Annotated in this window: 17 protein-coding genes; 14 read left to right on the top strand and 3 right to left on the bottom strand. The window is 68.7% G+C overall.

The genetic code is table 11. The features are described 5' to 3' along the window. Positions 1 to 58 precede the first annotated feature (58 nt). Together ACZ45E_RS19645 and ACZ45E_RS19650 are read left to right on the top strand one after the other, a co-directional pair. Positions 59 to 868, top strand: coding sequence for a hypothetical protein (locus ACZ45E_RS19645; protein ID WP_468222219.1), 810 nt, complete (start codon positions 59 to 61; stop codon positions 866 to 868). After that, on the top strand, positions 855 to 2,024 hold the full coding sequence (locus ACZ45E_RS19650; protein WP_468222221.1) for a helix-turn-helix domain-containing protein: 1,170 nt from the start codon (positions 855 to 857) through the stop codon (positions 2,022 to 2,024). Before ACZ45E_RS19645 ends, ACZ45E_RS19650 begins: the two co-directional genes overlap by 14 nt. 205 nt (positions 2,025 to 2,229) lie before the next feature. Here ACZ45E_RS19650 and ACZ45E_RS19655 read toward each other — a convergent pair whose 3' ends face one another. Both ACZ45E_RS19655 and ACZ45E_RS19660 read right to left on the bottom strand, forming a co-directional pair. Next, positions 2,230 to 2,775: a flavoprotein gene (locus ACZ45E_RS19655; RefSeq protein WP_329410939.1), complete on the bottom strand. Its 546-nt coding sequence runs from the start codon at positions 2,773 to 2,775 to the stop codon at positions 2,230 to 2,232. Beyond that, the gene (locus ACZ45E_RS19660) at positions 2,772 to 4,061 is read right to left on the bottom strand and encodes a helix-turn-helix domain-containing protein (protein WP_329417071.1); all 1,290 of its coding nucleotides are present in this window, start codon (positions 4,059 to 4,061) and stop codon (positions 2,772 to 2,774) included. Before ACZ45E_RS19660 ends, ACZ45E_RS19655 begins: the two co-directional genes overlap by 4 nt. 176 nt (positions 4,062 to 4,237) lie before the next feature. On the opposite strand from ACZ45E_RS19660, the gene ACZ45E_RS19665 reads away from it, so the two are divergent. The 7 genes from ACZ45E_RS19665 (at position 4,238) to ACZ45E_RS19695 (ending at position 10,549) form a co-directional block, all read left to right on the top strand. Continuing rightward, entirely contained in the window at positions 4,238 to 4,669 is a 432-nt protein-coding gene (locus ACZ45E_RS19665; protein ID WP_329410941.1) for an ATP-binding protein, read from the top strand. Positions 4,670 to 4,708: 39 nt separating this feature from the next. Continuing rightward, a complete protein-coding gene (locus ACZ45E_RS19670) occupies positions 4,709 to 5,992 on the top strand; it encodes a UDP-N-acetylglucosamine 1-carboxyvinyltransferase (RefSeq protein WP_468222345.1) in 1,284 nt (427 codons plus the stop codon). Continuing rightward, positions 5,989 to 7,224 (top strand): bifunctional UDP-sugar hydrolase/5'-nucleotidase, encoded by a 1,236-nt coding sequence (locus tag ACZ45E_RS19675; protein ID WP_329410944.1) that lies wholly within the window; start codon positions 5,989 to 5,991, stop codon positions 7,222 to 7,224. The genes ACZ45E_RS19670 and ACZ45E_RS19675 overlap by 4 nt, the downstream gene beginning before the upstream one ends. Beyond that, a complete protein-coding gene (gene dcd / locus ACZ45E_RS19680) occupies positions 7,221 to 7,760 on the top strand; it encodes a dCTP deaminase (protein ID WP_329410946.1) in 540 nt (179 codons plus the stop codon). Before ACZ45E_RS19675 ends, dcd begins: the two co-directional genes overlap by 4 nt. Continuing rightward, positions 7,757 to 8,293 (top strand): dCTP deaminase, encoded by a 537-nt coding sequence (locus tag ACZ45E_RS19685; RefSeq protein ID WP_329410948.1) that lies wholly within the window; start codon positions 7,757 to 7,759, stop codon positions 8,291 to 8,293. Before dcd ends, ACZ45E_RS19685 begins: the two co-directional genes overlap by 4 nt. After that, on the top strand, positions 8,290 to 9,405 hold the full coding sequence (locus ACZ45E_RS19690; protein ID WP_468222223.1) for a glycosyltransferase family 4 protein: 1,116 nt from the start codon (positions 8,290 to 8,292) through the stop codon (positions 9,403 to 9,405). Before ACZ45E_RS19685 ends, ACZ45E_RS19690 begins: the two co-directional genes overlap by 4 nt. A gap of 100 nt (positions 9,406 to 9,505) precedes the next feature. Then, positions 9,506 to 10,549, top strand: a complete 1,044-nt coding sequence (locus ACZ45E_RS19695) for a serine hydrolase domain-containing protein (protein ID WP_468222224.1) — start codon at positions 9,506 to 9,508, stop codon at positions 10,547 to 10,549. 491 nt (positions 10,550 to 11,040) lie between these two features. On the opposite strand, the gene ACZ45E_RS19700 is transcribed toward ACZ45E_RS19695, so the two are convergent. Next, positions 11,041 to 11,205, bottom strand: a complete 165-nt coding sequence (locus tag ACZ45E_RS19700; protein ID WP_193381363.1) for a hypothetical protein — start codon at positions 11,203 to 11,205, stop codon at positions 11,041 to 11,043. 1,110 nt (positions 11,206 to 12,315) lie between these two features. On the opposite strand from ACZ45E_RS19700, the gene casA reads away from it, so the two are divergent. Genes casA through cas6e form a run of 5 tightly spaced genes read left to right on the top strand, consistent with a single transcriptional unit; the run spans position 12,316 to position 17,129 of the window. Next, positions 12,316 to 13,866 carry a type I-E CRISPR-associated protein Cse1/CasA gene (gene casA / locus ACZ45E_RS19705; RefSeq protein WP_468222226.1) on the top strand — a complete coding sequence of 517 codons (1,551 nt, stop codon included), beginning with the start codon at positions 12,316 to 12,318 and terminating at the stop codon, positions 13,864 to 13,866. After that, positions 13,863 to 14,471, top strand: a complete 609-nt coding sequence (gene casB, locus ACZ45E_RS19710; protein WP_329410955.1) for a type I-E CRISPR-associated protein Cse2/CasB — start codon at positions 13,863 to 13,865, stop codon at positions 14,469 to 14,471. The genes casA and casB overlap by 4 nt, the downstream gene beginning before the upstream one ends. Further along, on the top strand, positions 14,468 to 15,724 hold the full coding sequence (cas7e, locus tag ACZ45E_RS19715) for a type I-E CRISPR-associated protein Cas7/Cse4/CasC (RefSeq protein ID WP_329410956.1): 1,257 nt from the start codon (positions 14,468 to 14,470) through the stop codon (positions 15,722 to 15,724). The genes casB and cas7e overlap by 4 nt, the downstream gene beginning before the upstream one ends. Next, positions 15,721 to 16,467: a type I-E CRISPR-associated protein Cas5/CasD gene (gene cas5e, locus ACZ45E_RS19720; RefSeq protein WP_468222227.1), complete on the top strand. Its 747-nt coding sequence runs from the start codon at positions 15,721 to 15,723 to the stop codon at positions 16,465 to 16,467. The genes cas7e and cas5e overlap by 4 nt, the downstream gene beginning before the upstream one ends. Further along, on the top strand, positions 16,464 to 17,129 hold the full coding sequence (cas6e, locus tag ACZ45E_RS19725; protein ID WP_468222229.1) for a type I-E CRISPR-associated protein Cas6/Cse3/CasE: 666 nt from the start codon (positions 16,464 to 16,466) through the stop codon (positions 17,127 to 17,129). The genes cas5e and cas6e overlap by 4 nt, the downstream gene beginning before the upstream one ends. Positions 17,130 to 17,162: the final 33 nt, after the last annotated feature.

Consider the following 17,162-nt stretch of genomic DNA (forward strand, 5'->3'; position numbering starts at 1 on the left):
TAAAGTGCATCTGCCGGTTAACTGCTCCAATGCGAAGTCCGATCAGAGGAGTCGTCGCATGAGTGTGCATCTTCCCTCCTGGACGACCGATGTGTTCGGCGAGCAAGCACCCGCGGTCCGTGTGGGCCTCGGGCAGGCGCTGCGAAACATGCAGGCGAACGCCCAGGCCGCACAGGAACAGACTGATTCGCGTACCAACCACACCTACGGCTCGGCCCGGTGGCAAGGCCAGTTCGAGCGGGTGTGGGAGGAGTTGAAGGATCTGCCGGGCGCCACTCCCGTCAAGCCGTTCGGGTTCCCGTTCGAGCTGATAATCGTGGGGAACGGTCTGCTCTATCCGTTCCTGTACTCGAAGACCAAGTCGGACGTACGTACAGCTCGCATTCCTCGCGAGTCCCGCTTGGTGAAGGAGTTGTTCAACTTCGCGCCGCCCCCCACCCATGAGCAGGGTGCGTTCGAGCTGGACGGCTTTGACGAGAGCGCTGAGGTGGTGAAGCCCAGAGGGGGTCTCGCGGCTGTGCCGCCCGGGACGCAACTGATCCTGGTTCCCTTCGCGTGCAACGCTTCCGAGCTGCTGGAGGCTCATTGGGGCAGGGCCGCGCTGGGGGCGGAGCGACGCCTGGAGTGGGCGACCCTCCCGGAGCCGCTTCCACTGCCGGAAACCGTCACCTTCCACGGCCAACGTCTGGGGACGATCCCCAAGCAGGCAACTTCGTCCGAGCGGGAACTGACAAGCTTCGACGGCGGGGCACAGCCGACGTTTACGCTGTCGTCGCGTGCGAGCGTTGATCAACAGCGTGACGTTCCGCCGCTGACCGAAGCAGAGCCGGCCGACGACCAGACCAGCGAAGACGATGCGAACGATTAAGCAAGACCTCATCCCGGGCTTGGAGGAGCGGGGCACCACGCCCCGCGCCATTTCCGACGGCTTCGATCCCACCCGTCTGACGCAGGCGCGTCGGCTGGCTGAGATGACGAAGAAGGACGTCGCGCAGGCTCTTGGGGTGACTCCGGCGGCCGTGGGCCAGTACGAGACCGGGGTGTCCCGTCCTCGTCCGGACCTTATCCCCCGTCTTGCCGAAGTGCTCGGTGTGCCTGCCACTTTCTTCTTGGTCGGCCGTCCGGCAAACCGGCTCGACTCCTCCATGGCCCATTTCCGCAGCTTGCGCAGCACACCGAAGTCGCAGAGGGAACGCGCCCTGGCCTTCGCCGAACAGGTGTGGGAACTCACCTACGCCCTCGAACGGCGGATTCAGCTTCCCCTGGTGAACCTGCCCGGCTTCGCCGGCGGCGAGGTCCATCCCGGAGCGGAACTGCCCACCGACCCTGCAGCGGCAGCACGAGAGCTTCGGCGGCGTTGGGGGATGGGGGATGGGCCGGTCACCCACCTCGTCCGACGTATGGAATCCCACGGCATCGTTGTCGTGCTGCCGCCCGCGTCCGATCCTTCGGCGGCGACCGTGGACGCGTTCTCCACCAGGGCGGCGCGCCCCCTCGTGGTCCTCACAGCGAATCGGGCGGACGACATCTACCGTCACCGCTTCACGGCCGCCCATGAACTCGGGCACCTCGTACTTCACGGCGACGCCACCGGTGACAGCCGGCAGGAAAAGGAGGCCGACGCCTTCGCCGCCGAGTTCCTCACCCCCCAGGACAGCATCCTGCCCCACCTACCCAAGCGGATGGATCTCGCGCGCCTGGCCGAGCTGAGGCAGGTCTGGGGTGTCTCCATCCACTCGCTCGTCTACCGATGCCGTGAACTCGGCCTGATCTCCGACGCCACGACCAGCCGCGCATATCAACGCCTTCGCGCGCTGGATGGCCAGCCAGGCTTCATCCCCGAGTCGGTATCGAACTACACCGGTGAACAGCCGTCACTGCTGCGCCAAGCCTTCGAACTGGCCTGCAAAGAAGCGGACCTCTCGGTGGCCACACTGGCCCATGAACTGGCCTGGACGCCCAAGCGGGTTCGTGAACTGCTCGACGTCCAGGAACAGCGACCCGTTCTCCGCCTTGTGCAATAACGACTCAATCCCTGCGGCGCCGTTCCATCCGTAGTTCAGTCCCGGGTGGCGCCGTCGAGCCACCCTCATCGATGTGGTGGACGAGGTACTCGGGCAGGTCGGCGGCCGGTTCTGGGTTGGCTACAAGCGCTCCGGCTGAACGCCATGAACGGGCCCGGATACCAGCGCTGGCCCGTAGGCGTGACCGCGCACGGCGCAGCCCTGATCACGACCGCGCGGACAGCCTGGGGGCGAGCAGCTCCAGCACTTCTTCCCAGCGGTAGCGGTCGGCCCCTCCGCCGGCCTTCGGCCGGTGAGGCTCGTACGAGCCGATCAGGACGCCCATCTCACGCAGCTGCTCCAGACTCCGGCGGTACGCGGGGTGGGCGGCCTGCGCGGAGTTCAGATACGGCAGTACGGCGATGGGGACGTCCATGGCGGGTGCTTCACACAGGATGCCGAGCGCGAGGTTGTCGGAGATTCCGGCGGCCCATTTGTTGACGGTGTTGAAGCTGGCCGGGGCGACCGCGATCGCATCGGCGGGCCGGGTCGGGCGCGGCTCGCCCACCGAGCGCCAGGCCGAGCGGATGGGGCGTCCGATCTGGCTCTCCAACGCCTCCACGTCGAGGAAGCCGAGCCCTTGTGGTGTGGCGACGATGCCCACGTCCCACTGCCGCTCGTGGGCCGCGGTGATCAGCTTGCCGACGTCACCAGCGACTCCGGCCGCGCAGACCACGATCTGGAGGAACGGCTTGTCGGGCTGGTCACTCACGCGGGCACTCCCAGTTGGCGGCTGAAGTGGTGCAGTTCGGGCAAGGCTCGGCGGCGGTCGCGGGCTGCCATGTCGGCGACCAGTTCGCGTACGGCCGGGCGGCGGATGTCCTGTGCCGCGCAGCTCTCGGCGATGCGCAGGGCCTGGTAGCCGTCGGCGAGTCTGCCCTGCTGACTGTAGGCGCGGGCGGTCTCCACCCACAGCGCGGCCCGGCGTTCGGGGACGGGAATGTGGCGGCGCATGAGGGGCCGGGCGGTCTGCAGGGCGATGCCGGCGTCGCCGAAGGAGACGGCCGCGCTGACCTCGTGCAGGGCGACGTTGGTGGGACTGAAGTTCGCCCAGGCGTCCGGCTGGTCGAAGGCGACGTAGCGGGCCACTTCCTTGGCCTCGGTGAGGAAGTCCTGGGTGGTGTCGCGGTCACCGTTTCTGCTGGCGGCGGTCGCCCCGCGCAGCAGGAGCAGTCCGACCGCCGCCAGGTAGCGGGGGGAGCGCTGGTCGTAGGAGCCGGTGAGCTGGTCGGCGGTGTGGCGGACCATGTTCACGGCCTGGGCGGTGTGCTTGTCTCGTACGAGGACGTGGGCGTGCACGCGGACGCTGGCAGCGAGGACGACCGGGTCTCCGGATCGTTCCGCCTCGGCCATGGCCCGACCGGCCGCGAGCCAGGCGTTGCCCTGGTCGGCTCGTTTCAGCAGCAGGCTCACCGATGTCTGGTACGCGGTCGCGAGCAGCCCGGACGCCTCCGCCGAGCCGGAGGAGCCACCGCCAGCGGCCTGGCGCAGGTCGGCGATCAGTCCCGGCAGGGTCTGCTCCAGTTCCGCGTAGTCGCACACGTAGAACATCCGGCGTACTGCCCGCAGCCGGTCCCGCAGCTCGTCGATGCCCAGGGCTTGCCCGGTGGCGACGGGGCTCGTACCCGGCAGCAGGACGCGGATCAGGTCGTGATGCGCGGTGGTCGACGACGACGATGGCGGCGACGGAGCCGCGAGCGCGGCCACGCTCGCGGCGAGGAAGGTACGGCGGTGCATGTCCTCTGCTCCGGGCTCAGGGGCGGGGCCGGTGTCAGATGCGGCGGCGAGGCCCAGACGGTGCGGTGGAATGTCCAGCACCTGCGCGACCTCGCGCAGCGTACGCACGTCCTCCGTGCCCCTGCCGCTTTCCAGGCGGCTCACCTTCGACTGGTGATACCCCAGTGCGGCGGCCACGTCCTTCTGCGAGCGCCGCTGTAAAACACGTGCCTGACGGATCACTTCGCCGATCCGTCTCGCCTCGCTCTGTTCTTCGGCCATCTGTGCCACGGCCCCTCCTGCCGTCGCCGATCCTGCCTGCTCAACCGAGCGTAACCGAGCGGCGATTCACCGCGATGCGGCTCCTGCATAAGTGATGCAACCCCAGCACACGGCGTAGTCCAGCTTGCCTCCGGAGCGGTTGCTTGGAGCAGCCGCACCGATCCAGGAGGCAGCTCATGGAAGCGCACCAGATCCGATTCTCCGTTCACGGCACACCTGCCGCCGCCCGCTCCGCGCGGCAGCAGCTCGCGAACGGGATACGGCGCTGGGACGCCTCCCTCGACCAGGACCTGCTGAGCACGGCAGAACTGGTCGCCGCCGAACTGCTGACGAACGCGGTGCGGCACGCGGGCGACGGCCCGATCTCGGCCGGCGCCCGCCTCGACGGCGAGCGTCTGCTGATCGAGGTCACCGATGCCGACCGCAAGGTCCCACGAGCCGGACTGCCGGACATGGAGGCAGAGGGCGGGCGCGGCCTGTTCCTCGTCGCCGCCCTGGCCGATCGCCATGGAGTCGATCCGCTGCCGTCCGGCAAACGCTGCTGGGCCGAGTTCAAGGTCGGCGCCCCAGCCCAGCCCTCACGACACGTACCTCTGCAAAGGAGTTGACGGTTGACAGCCGTACGGATCCCTCCAGTCGCCGCCGAAGTGGTGGCCATCCGCCCCGGGAGCCCTCTCACCGGCTCCGTGACGGTCGACGGGTCCAAGAACGCAGCACTGCCGCTCCTGGCAGCCGCGGCGGCTCTGCACCGCCCCGTGCACGTGGGCAACGTCCCGGCGAACGCCGACGTCGAGACGATGCTCGCCCTGCTCCAGCAGGCCGGCTGGCACACAGCCCGACCCGTCGGCGACCTGCACACCGCGGTGATCCTGCCGGACGACAAGCCCCAAGCCGGGTCCGACCTCGACATCGCCGCCCGCATCCGGGCCTCGTACTACCTCGTCCCCGCCCTGCTGGGCACATACGGCCGGGCGTGCCTCCCTTGGCCGGGCGGCTGCCGGATCGGGGAACGCGGCATGGAACAGCACTTCAAGGTCTACGAACGCTTCGGCGACCGCACGACCGTCGACGACCACGGCTACGTCGTAGAAGCAGCCAGTGCCCGACCGGAAACGGTCTCGATCACGCTTCCCTTCCGCTCCCGAGGCGCGACCATCGCCGCTCTTCTCCGTGCGGTCGTGGCCGGACGGCCACTGCGGCTGGGGTTGCCCAACCTTTCGCCGGAAGTGCTGGCTGTTGTTGAGGCGGTGCGGACGGCTGGCTGGCAGTGCCGAGTCAGTGAGGCACTCCTCGCCCTCGCGCCTCCTTTGGCCGCGCCACCGGAGACCATTTTCTGGCGCGTGCCCGGCGACAAGAGCGAGGCCGGGACTCTGGCCTGCGCGGTCGCGGTCACAGGCGGCGACGCACGCCTCTGCGGTGTACGCGGTGACGATGTCGTCCCCCTGGTCAGGGCCCTGCGGTGGCTCGGGGTTCCCTCCGACACCGAGAACGACGTGATCACCGTCCGAGCGCGAGAAACCCGACCCACCAGCCGGTCTCTGCGGGCCATCGCTTCCCTCGCCCCCAGGGGCTTGGATGCCGATTTCGAGCCGTCCTTGATGGCCTTGGCCCTCACTCGCCCCGGTACGCATCTCTTCTCCGACACGATCAACCCCGGCCGCCACAGCAACCTGCTGCCACAGCTGGCCCGTCTCGGTGCCGAGATCCACGAACTGTCCCCGACCAAGTGCCGTCTCACCGGTCCGCAGCAGTTGATCGGAGCCGGTGTCGAGGCCACCGACATCCGCACCGGGTCCGCCCTGCTCATCGCCGGCCTGACAGCGCAAGGCGTCACCACCCTGGGCGGCCTGGAGCAGCTCCGACGCGGCCACGCCGACCTTCCCACCAAGCTGTATGCCCTCGGCGCCGACATCTGCGAGGTCACACCATGAACCGGCAGTTACGGCGGATCATCGCCACGACGGACGTCCACTCCGCCTTCGCCTCCCCCGCACCGATGCTCGCCCATCTCCACGCAGCCAGGGCCGAGAGCCTGATCGTGGACTGCGGCGACTTCTTCGAAGGCAGCGGCTTCTACCGCCTCGGCCAAGGCCAGATCGAGCACGAGATCCTCACCAGCCTCTACGACCTGCTGGCCCCGGGGAATCACGGTTGGCGGCACCATTTCGAGCCGGGGCTGCGCGAGATGACCGTGTGCGCCAACACGACCGACGACGACGGCAATCCACTCTTCGACCGCGTACGCATCGAGCGTATCGCCGGCCGACGCGTCGCCGTCACCGCAGTGATCGGCACCCAGGCGTTCAACGCGATCCCCACCGGCGACCGCATCGGTCACCACGTCACCGACCCTGCTCAGGCCCTGCGCGAGGTGATGCTCGAACATCACCACCGCACCGATGACTGGATCGTGCTGTCCCACTCCGGCTTCGACGAGGACCTGAAGATGGCCGCCGCCTGCCCCTTCGCGGACATCATCTTCGCCGGGCATTGCCACAGCGACACGTACGGCCCCGTACCCGTCGGCGACACCCTCGTGGTCAAGGGACGCGAACTCGGCATCGGATACGCCACCGCAGAGCCCATCGGAACCGGCTGGGCCGCCCGCACGGGCACCTTCCCCAGCTCGCACGGGCTGCCCAAGAACCTCGCCACGGTGCAGGACAAGATCGCACTCGTCGGCCGGACACTCGCCAGCCCGCTCGGCATCGTGAACGAGCCCTACCGCAATGCCTCGTTCGACCGACGCCAGTTGCTGGCAGAGGTCGCCGGCCGACTGCACTCGGGCCTCGGCGCGGACGCGGTCGTCCTCAACGAGACCGCCCTGCGCTCCACGCCGCTCCGAGAAGTGCTCACCCTCGGCGACCTGCTGACCATCGAGCCCTTCGACAACCAACTCGTCCACGCCCGCCTCCCCAACGACCACGCCCAGGACCACGAGAAGCTGCTCGGCCACCTCACCGACCGTGTCGGTCCTCTGGCCATCGCTCCCGCCCCTCTGCCCCCGGCGACGAGCAGCGTGCTGACGACCGACTACCTCGCCGACAGCCACCTCGGCGGACGAACACATCAAGCCGGACTACGGCTCGGCCAAGCCGTACGAAGCGTCCTGCTCACACCCCTGGCTGGCGCTGACGACACCGCTACAGGAGGCGAGCAATGATCCTTACCGGGCCCGAGATCACCGCCGCTGCCCACGACGGACGCCTGACCATCGCGCCCTTCGAACCGGAACAGGTCAACCCCAACAGCTACAACGTCCGCCTCGGCCCCACCCTGCTGACCTACACCGACACCGTGATCGACGCCCACCGCCCCAACCCCACCCACGAGGTCACGATCGGGAAGAGCGGATACGTACTCCGGCCCGGTGAGCTGTACCTCGGACACACCGTCGAACAGGTCGGCTCCGACACCTACGTACCGCTGCTCTTCGGCCGCTCCTCCGTCGGCAGGCTTGGCCTTTTCGTCGAGATCACCGCCCCGATCGGCGACATCGGCTTCCACGGCCAGTGGACGCTGATGCTCTCCCCGATCCGCCCGCTACGGGTGTACGCGGGCATGCGCATCGGGCAGATCATGTTCTTCGTCTCCACCGGCTCCATCGCCCCCTACCAAGGCAAGTACCAGGCCGCCATCGGCCCGCAGCCCTCCGCCTACTGGCGCGACGCGGCCCGGCTCAAGGTGGTCGCCTCGTGATCCTCACCGGCCCCGCGATCAGCGCCGCCATCCAGGCAGGCGAGATCACGATCGACCCGTACGACCCCGCCCGTCTCTCCCCGAACGCCTACGACTGGCGACTCGGCGACACCATCCGTATCTGCGACGGAGAGCTGGACGCAGCCGTCCCAACTGCGTTCGCCGAGCAGACCATCCCGGCCGCGGGCCTGGTGCTGACGCCGGACGCGTTCTATCTCGGCGTCACGCTGGAGAGGACCGGCTCCGAGACGTACGCACAACTGCTCAACGGCGACCGCACCATCGGCGCGCTCGGCATCTGGGTCCACGTCTCCGCCCCGCTCGGCCACCAAGGTCACGCCATTCGCTGGACCCTGGAGATCCGTGCCGCCCGGCCGGTTCGCATCTACGCGGGCATGACCTTCGGCAAGCTCGTCTTCCTCAGCGCCTTCGGCACACCGGCCAGCTACCAGCAGCAGGACGCCAAGTACGCGGCGACGGACGGCATCGACATCTCCCGCCTCTACGAAGAGATCCCCGGAGGAGTCCGGTGACCCCGCAACCGACCACCGCGCCACTGGCCGCCACCCTGCTGGACCTGCCCGCCGGAAGCCCGGGAGGCAGCGTCGAACTCTTCCTCGACCTCTACACGGGCGAGCAACCACTCATCCCAGCACGGGCGTTCATGCTCGCCCCTACCGGCCCGCGACCTCACCTCCCGGCCGGCCTCGACCTCCTCCAAGTCCCCGGAAAGTGCCTGGAGGGCCCAGCCTTCAGCCGATACGTAGCCGAGCTGCGCTCGGCACTGGCGGCCGCGATCGACCCGACCCGGATCGACGTGCTGCACCTGCAGCACCTCACCTTTGGGGCCACCCCCGCCCTGATCCGCGCGCTCCCCTCACACCCCCGCATCGTCCTGGTCCACGGCACAGACCTGCTCTTCGCCGAGATCCACCGCGAGCAACTCCAGGTGCTGCACGAGACGACGAAGGTTGCAGACGCGATCGTTGTCCCCACCAGCGCGATGGCCGATCAACTCCGCAAACTCATTCCACTGGTCAACCGCCGCAAGATCACCCACATCCCCTGGGGCATCCCCGACCACCTGATCACCGATCCACCGGCCCGGCCTGCCCGCTCTCCAACGAGCCACCTACGGCTGCTGTACGCGGGCCGACTCACAACCGAGAAGGGCGTCGAGGCCCTGGTGAAGAGCCTGGCCTCGGTGCCGGGCGTCGAACTGAGCGTCGCCGCACCCCCAGCCCAGTTCCACACGCTGGCCCCACTGCTGCAACGAGCCGGCGTACGAACCCGCTACCTAGGCTGGCTCCGCCGCCCACAGCTGTGGAAAACCTTCACCGAGCACGACCTACTGGTCATGCCCTCCACCACCCTGGAGGCCATGGGCCTGGTCGCACTGGAGGCCCAAGCCTGCGGCCTCCCCGTCCTCTACCAACCCGTACCCGGCCTCAGCGAAACCCTCGCCGCCTCCGGCATGGCAACCGACTTCACCAGCCCCGCAGCCCTCGCACGCGACCTGGACCGGCTACGCACGACACCTGGCCTACTTCCGGCTCTGCGCCGGGCGGGCCACGCGAACGCCGCCCGCTACCCGCTCTCTGCCACCGCGCAGGCCCTGACCGATCTGGGCCGCCAGCTCACCTAGAACGACCATGGCCAGCTGACGTCCGGCACGCCATTGCCCGGCCCCACCCACCCCGGTCACTACGCTGACCGGCGGGATGCCCACGGCGAACAGGGAGACCATGACGTACCGCACCGACCGCATCGAAGCCCTGCTCGACGAAGGCGTCCGCGATAAGGTCTACCCCGGCGCCGTCTGGGCCGTCGGCGACGCCTCTGGCATCCACGCCCACGGCACCACCGGCGTCCTCGACCCCGACGTACCGCACGCTCCGATGCGTCCCGACACCGTCTTCGACGCCGCGAGCCTCACCAAGATCCTCGCCGTCTGGTCCTCCATCGGCGCACTGTGGGAAGAAGGCAAACTCGACCTCGACTCTCCCCTCGGGGAGTTCTGGTCGGAGGTCGACGGCCACTCGCTCGCGGCCGTGACGGCCCGCCAACTCCTCACTCACACCGCAGGGGTCCCGCTACGGGCCCAACTGAAGAGCCTGTACGGCACCGACCCCCAGGACATCCGCGACGGCGTACTGCACGAAGCCCTCCACCGCCCACCGGGCGAGGCCGTCGAATACACCGACCGAGCCGCACTCATCCTCGGCTACCTCGCCGAACACATCTCCGGCCAGCCCCTCGACCAACTCGCCACGGAACGGACCTGGCAGCCCCTGGGCATGAAAGCCACTCGCTTCGGCCCCCTACCCGCCGCGACGGTCGCCCGGTGCGCGCCCACCGAACTCGACCCGGACACCAACACCCACCTCAAGGGCACCGCCCACGACTTCTCCGCCCGCCTCCTCGGCGGCGTGTGCGGCATCGCCGGCGCCTTCACCGTCCTCGACGACCTGGCCCGCTTCCTGCGCTACATGTTGAACGACAACGCTGTCCCCGAGCGAGCGGGCTTCGGGTCTGCCTGGTCCGAGGCGTCGCTCAGTGTCCAGACCGGCTCACTTGCCCCTGCACGTGGGCTGTTCTGGCACCCCGCCCCCGGTGCTGATCCAGCCGACGACATCTGGGTGCACTACGGCTTCACGGGAACCGGCATGTGGATCTCACCCCGGCGCCGACGGTGGGCAATTCTGTTGACGAATAAGCTCTACTACACCCGCGACCGCCAACCCCTGACGGATGTCCGCAATGTCTACCGAGCGCTCGCTTTCAACTGAGGCGGCTACTTTGAGCGGAGTGGGCCACAGAAGCCCACGACTTGCCAAGTTCCAGAGGGAGACGCGTCAACGCCAGTGTCACGGCGGAGAGCGTGCCGAAGGCCATGGCCAGGCGTTGAATCATGCGCGTATTCCCCTCCCTTGCGTGGCCCGCTCTCGTTGCGCAAACGGCCGGAGTAGTCAACCGTGGGCGATCGCGAACTCACTGTAACGAGCGCAATGGGCATCCACCGCACCAGAGTGCGCCGTTCGCTCCCGTAGCAACTGGCCCGCCGCCACGAGGGACCCCGCTGTACGACCGGCGTATACCGCTTCAGAAGCGCGATCAGGCCAGGAAAGCCCCTACCACCACTCCGTTCCGAACGGAACGCCGCACCCTTTTGTCACCAGGCCAGCCGCAGAGATCCAACCCAGTGGTGGCAGCGGCGCGACTGCCGAACGCCCTGGCTTGGTGCCGACCGCCCGCCTCCCAGTCGGAGCGAGCGCAGAGGTCAGCCGTGGTGTTCCTCCTGCTCGTTCTGCAAGGCGTCGCGCACGGAGCGCCAAGCGCGGATTGCGTTACCGATGTCCACCAACAGCCCTCGGAGTTGGCGAATCAGAACCCTCGCGGCACAAATGGCAGCAATGACTTCGAATTCCACCGCGAGCCCGCTCATTGGCTGCTCCTCAACTCGGGCACCAGCCTCTCCGCCTCGCGCCGCGAAGTCTGTACCACGCTAGGTACATTTCGTGATCACCCTCGGCTTCGCCCACGCGATCAGGCAGACATGCAGCTGAACTCAACGAGCCGAGCCTCCTTGAGGCGCCGCGTACAAGACTCGCCGCCGTGAGGGCGCGTGTCCGCATCACAGTTGATGCATTTGCTGATCTTGAAGATCCGCGCCACAGAAACGAGGCTGAGTCGATGCGCCCAGGCTGACCGTCGAACGGGCCGGTGTCTGTAGGGTTGGGCCTACTTTTTGTGATCTTGGATGGATCAGCAAGTGCGGCCTGTCCAGAGTGTTCCGGTGCAGTTCATGCGGGGTGCTCTGCATGAGCGGACGGTCCGGCAGGAAGCCGTCAGGCACCGAAGCCCGATGTGCGGGGAGGTGCTCCTGACCAGGCGGTTCCGGACGTGGGGAAAGCGTCCGGAACCAACCTCATGTTCTGGCCAGGACTCCAAGGACGGGTGACCTCCGCGGACGCGGAGCCAACGGACGCACTCTCTACGCCGCGCACCGGCCCCTCGGGGAACCTCTGCGGACGCGGAGCCAACCATGCGCTCGCCCACCAGAGTTGGGCCATTGGCGGGGCACCTCCGCGACGCGGAGCCAACCGGCACCGCGTCCTGTACCTGAACTCCCAGTTCGGGGCACCTCCGCGGACGCGGGGCCAACCCTTGCTGACCTGCATGGTTAGGGGTGCTTTGCCATTTTGTTATGCGTTACGACAAGCCCGTTCTTTCGATCGTGACCTATCGCAGTCGTGGGACATGCATTTAAGTCACTCGATCGGGTGGGCGGGGGTGTGAGTCTCCGCTGATGCGGAGCTGGGAGATATTGCGGAGATTTGCCCCATACGTCCCTGGGTTACCTCTGTGTGTGCAGAGCGTGTCCACCGGGACTTTATCGGGCGGCTCTGACAGTTGGGGTGAGTTCGGAGGTTCCGGTTGCGCCTGTTCCATACGTCCCCTTAGCGTCACTCCCTGCTTGATGTCGGTGACTATTCGTGAACTCATCGGTGTTCGGGCGCTGTTGGCGTTTCCGAGATTGGGAGGAGGGGGGATCTTGCGTGCTTTCATCGCGGCTGACCAGCCGTGCGTCACGCTGGTGTTCCGTCGGGACGCGGATCCCGAGGAGTTGGCGGCCTTGGTGCCGAAGGCTGAGCCTGGTGGTCGCCGAGGAGTCGGTCTGCGCACGGCATTTCTGGCCGCTCATGCTGTGGCGGACCTTGAGGTGGCGAACCCGGCGGTGGAGTCGATGCTGCGGCGCCTTCTGACCGCGCTCGCGGTCCGCGCCGGCGGCCTTGATGTGTCCGACCGGGATGTGTGGGAGGAGCGCTTCGACGGGCTGCTGTCGGCGGGCCGGTTCGATGCGGGGGCCGTGAACACGTACTTCGACCGGTGGCGGCACCGGTTCGATCTCTATGATCCGCACCGGCCGTTCCTCCAGGATCCGCGTCTTGCGGCGGAGTGTTCGCGCCAGGCGCCGCCCGGGAAACTGGTGATGCCGAGGCCGTCGGGATCGAACCAGCCGTGGCTGGACCGGACGCCGCAGGAGGTGCCCGTACCGTCGGGCGAGGCACTGGGCTGGCTGCTCGCCTGGCGCGGCTACGGCCCGTCGGGCACGGGGGCCCAGCGCCGGCACGGCGGCGTGAACTCCAAGAACATGAAGGCCGCGCCATTGCGGGCGCTGGTGTCCTTCCACCCGCTGGGCGGGAGTCTGTTCACCTCACTCGTCCTGTCGTGCCCCCCGCCGACTGGAGGAGAAGATCCGGCACAGGATCTCGCGCCGTGGGAGCGTGAGGAACTCGAAGACCCCCTGCTGCCATCCCCCGTGTGCGGACCCGTCTCGCTGCTGACCGGCCGGAGTGCCCACCATGTCCTGCTGTCTGCGGACGAGACGGGAGCAGAGACGACAGGCTGCTGGGTGGCCTGGGCCACGCGGACGGATCTGCCCGCGGCCCGGGATCCGTTCGTCATCGACCGCGCCAAGGGCGGTCCGGTGCGGGCGAGTTGGCGCCGTGCCCTACTGAGGGATTTCGACGCCTTCATCCACGCGAAGAACCCCGCCGCGGCGGGCGTCAAGGGGCAGATTCTTCCGGCATGGCTGTCCGCGTTCGCCGACCTTCCTGAGGAAGTCCTTGACGGGCTGGGGCCGGTGCGCGTGCGAGCGCTGGGCTGCCACCAGGAGAAACAGGAGAAGGACGAACACTGGTACGCCGTGACGACCCCGGCGAGCATCGCCGCGTTTCTTCCTTCCCGGCATCCGCAACGCGCCGCCCGCGTGGCCGACACCCGCAGAGCGGCGGAGGGCGCGGCGGCCGATCTGGCCAGGGCGCTGCGTACGGCGTGGAAGCAATTGGCGCCCGGTGAGAAGTCCTGCCCGTGGGCGGATGAGGCGACTGGGGCGTACTGGGACCGCGCCGAGGTGCTGTTCTGGCCGGCGATCAGCCACGACAGCGCCGAGGTGCCCCGGTTTCGCGGCCTGGCCCTGGAGATCTACGACGCCATCACCCGGTCGGCTGCGACCACCCCGCAGGGATTGCACCCGGTGGCCCAGGCCCGCACCCAGCTCACCCATCCCCGCACTCCTGGAAGGAGGGCGAAGGCCGCGTGACCACCGAGTCCCCGCCCGCCCCGTCGGCCAAGAAGAACCCGCTGGAGTCGTTCGAGCGGTTCATGCGCACCGTCCGTAACGCGTGCGCCACCCCGGGCGGCCGGGCCGCCTTGCGTGACGGCCTGGCCGAGGAACTGACCTCCCCATGGCGGCTGTACATGCATCTGCTGCCCGCCGGAGGGATCCCGGCCTACGCGCCCACCCGCGGGGCCGAACTCCCGTATTTGCTCGTGGCCTGCCTGTACGCGGTCCACGACGCCCCCAACCCCCGTACGGCGAAGTCGAACCCGCCGCCTGTGGCGAAACCGGCGGAGGTGTGGCAGAACCTGGGCTGGTCCTACGGCCGCGCCGCACGCACGGGTTCGATGCGCCGGGAGAACGCCGCCGATGCACTGTCGCACCTGGCCGAACTCGGCAGCGAGGACCTGTACCGAGAGCTTCCCGGCGCGATCTCGCTGCTGCGCTCGCAGCAGATCCCCGTCAAGTGGCCGGTGCTGCTGCGAGATCTGACCCGCTGGCCGAAGTGGGCGGACGACGTCCGCGTCGAATGGGCCCGCGCCTACCACATCCCCACCGTTCGCACCGCTGAGGAGAAGACCAAGTGATCAACTTCGGCCCCGGAAGCCTGCACGTCGACCTCCACCTGATTCAGTCGTACCCGTACTCCAATCTGAACCGCGACCGGCAGGGTGCCCCGAAGTCCGCGCGCTACGGCGGCGTGATGCGCGCCCGCAATTCATCGCAGAACGGCAAGCGGCACACCCGTACGGCTGTGGAGAAGGCGGTCGGTATCCGGGCGTTGCGAACCCGCGGCGTGCCACAGGCCGTCGCTAAGCGGCTGGGAGCCCGCGGCTGGCAGCCGGAACTGGCCCTGGCTGCGGGGCAGATGTTGATTCTGGCGGCCGGGGTGAAGGGGCTGGGCATCGCTGACTCCGGTGGCACCAACGCCCTGCTGTTCTTGCCGGAGAGCGCACTGGACGAACTGGCAGACCTCGCCGACGGCCATCGCGGCGACATCACCCAGGCGGTCTACGACATTGAGGCCGAGGCGGTGAAGGCGGCGAAGAGGACCACCCGCAGGAAGGCGGACGCCGACCTGGAACCGGCAGCGGACGACGAGGAAGAGCCCGCCGTCGGTGAGGGCAGCCCACTGGCCAGGTACGCGGCCAAGATCCTGCCGAAGGCGGCGGTGCTCACGATCCTTCAGTCGAGGAACGCCTCGGTCGCCGCCTTCGGCCGCATGCTCGCCAACGAGGCGGGCTCCATCGTGGACGGCGCGGTGCAGATGGCGCACGGACTGAGCACCCACGCGGCCAGCACCCAGCTGGACTACTTCACGGCGGTCGACGACATCCTCGATGAGGAGGGCACCGAGCGCGGCGCCGGGCACATGGGGGACCAGCGCTACACCTCGGCCACCTTCTACCGCTACACCTCCTTGAACCTCACCGAACTCGTTCGCAACCTCGACGGCGACACCCAGACCGCCCAGGCCGTACTCGCGGAGTTCATGCGCGCCTTCATCACCACGGTCCTGCCGGCCAAAGCCTCCGGCACCGCCCCGTTCACCGTGCCGCACCTGACCTACGCCGCACTGCGGTCGGACCGCCCGGTCAGCCTGGTCGGCGCGTACGAGACCCCGGTGCCCGACAGCGCCGAGGGCTACCTGCCCCGCTCCATGCAGCGGCTGAACGACCACGCCAGGGCACACCACCGCTTCCTGGGCACTGGGGGACTGATCACCCACGCCCACAGCGGCCTGACTGACGATGCCTTCGACGCGCTGGGCGACCGCCTCGACGGCCTGGACGAGCTGATCACCCGCGTGAGCGACACCGTCACCAAGGAGCTGGCGTGAGCGGCGGGCTCCTGCTCCACCTGTCCGGGCCCTTGCAGTCCTGGGGCTCGGACGCGGACTTCGAAGTGCGCAGCACTTACCGCTGGCCCACCCGCTCCGGCCTCACTGGACTGCTTGCCTGCTGCCTGGGCCGACCCCGCGATAGCGACAACACCGACCTCACCGAGCTGTCCTACACCATCCGGGTGGACCGGCCGGGTCAGCGGGAGATGGACTTCCACACCATCGGCGGCGGCTACCCCCGCCATCTCACCCCGCCCACCGCCGACGGCAAGTTCCGCAAGCTGGGGGAGGGCACCATCCTCACCCAGCGCTGGTACCTGACGGACGCCGCCTTCACCGTCGCCGTCACCGGGCCCGCGCCCACCCTCCTCGGGTGCACCCAGGCCCTCCAACGTCCCCGGTTCGCCCCCTACCTGGGGCGCCGTTCCTGCGTCCCGGACACCCCGATCCTCATCCGGTCCGACGTGAGCGACCCGGTGGCCGAACTCGACCGCCTGCCACTGCACCGCACCCCAGCGCGGTACGGCGCCCGAGAGCCGGTGACGTTCCTCTACGACGCCGCCCCCGAGCCCGGAGCCCTGCCGGACACGGAGGTCCGCGACCAGCCCGGCCCGCACCGCCACTTCGCGGGCCGCCCCGTGTGGGAGCGGCAACGCCCGCTGCCCGATGCCGACGATGCGGGCCGGGGCACGGACTGGCTCACCGCACTGACCGTCTATCGAGAGGCAGCCGCCGCATGACCACCGCCCCCACGGCCGTCACCCAGACGGTGCACCTGGCCCGGCTCCACCTTGAAGCCCGCAGTCGTGTCGTCCACCGTGACCTCAAGGACGCCACCCGCCTGCACGCCACCGTCCAGGCCCTGTTCCCCGACGCCCTCGGACCCGCCCCCAGGACGGCCACGAACACCCTTTACCGCATCGAGCGCGAGCAGGCCGGTGCGCTGCTGCTGATCCAGTCCACGCTGCCCATCAACCGCAACGCCCTGCCCTCCGGCTACGCCAGCCAGGTCGAATACCGCGACCTGGGCCCGCTGCTCAACTGGGTTGGCGAAGGCCGCGTCGTGCGGTTCCGGATCGACGCCAACCCGATCAAGAGCGTGCCGGTGCCCGGTGCCCGGCGCGGCAGGCGCGTGCCCGTCTCGGGCGAGGATGCCCTGGCCTGGTGGGAGCGCCAAGCCGGCCGGGCGGGACTGGCCAACCAACTCGTCCTCGACCTCCCGCAGCCCGACGTGCTCGGCTCTCGCATCGATGCCAAGGGGATCCGGTTGCGTGCGATGCGCTTCGAGGGCGTCGCTACCGTCACCGACCCCGAGGCCCTGCGTACCGCGATCACCACCGGCATCGGCCAGGGCCGCGCCTACGGCCTGGGCCTGCTGTCCATCGCCCCCTACCGCCCCTGACCCCCACCGTCCTTGCTACCCGGCCCCGGCCGA

This window comes from Streptomyces sp. NPDC030991 (genome assembly GCF_055571235.1).

Excerpts from the sequence above, each read along its gene's own strand:
- ACZ45E_RS19700 (WP_193381363.1), bottom strand. The coding sequence starts at position 11,205 with ATGAGCGGGCTCGCGGTGGAATTCGAAGTCATTGCTGCCATTTGTGCC.
- cas6e (WP_468222229.1), top strand. The coding sequence starts at position 16,464 with ATGACCACCGCCCCCACGGCCGTCACCCAGACGGTGCACCTGGCCCGG.
- ACZ45E_RS19660 (WP_329417071.1), bottom strand. The coding sequence starts at position 4,061 with ATGGCCGAAGAACAGAGCGAGGCGAGACGGATCGGCGAAGTGATCCGT.
- ACZ45E_RS19650 (WP_468222221.1), top strand. The coding sequence starts at position 855 with ATGCGAACGATTAAGCAAGACCTCATCCCGGGCTTGGAGGAGCGGGGC.
- ACZ45E_RS19695 (WP_468222224.1), top strand. The coding sequence starts at position 9,506 with ATGACGTACCGCACCGACCGCATCGAAGCCCTGCTCGACGAAGGCGTC.
- ACZ45E_RS19665 (WP_329410941.1), top strand. The coding sequence starts at position 4,238 with ATGGAAGCGCACCAGATCCGATTCTCCGTTCACGGCACACCTGCCGCC.
- ACZ45E_RS19645 (WP_468222219.1), top strand. The coding sequence starts at position 59 with ATGAGTGTGCATCTTCCCTCCTGGACGACCGATGTGTTCGGCGAGCAA.
- ACZ45E_RS19675 (WP_329410944.1), top strand. The coding sequence starts at position 5,989 with ATGAACCGGCAGTTACGGCGGATCATCGCCACGACGGACGTCCACTCC.
- dcd (WP_329410946.1), top strand. The coding sequence starts at position 7,221 with ATGATCCTTACCGGGCCCGAGATCACCGCCGCTGCCCACGACGGACGC.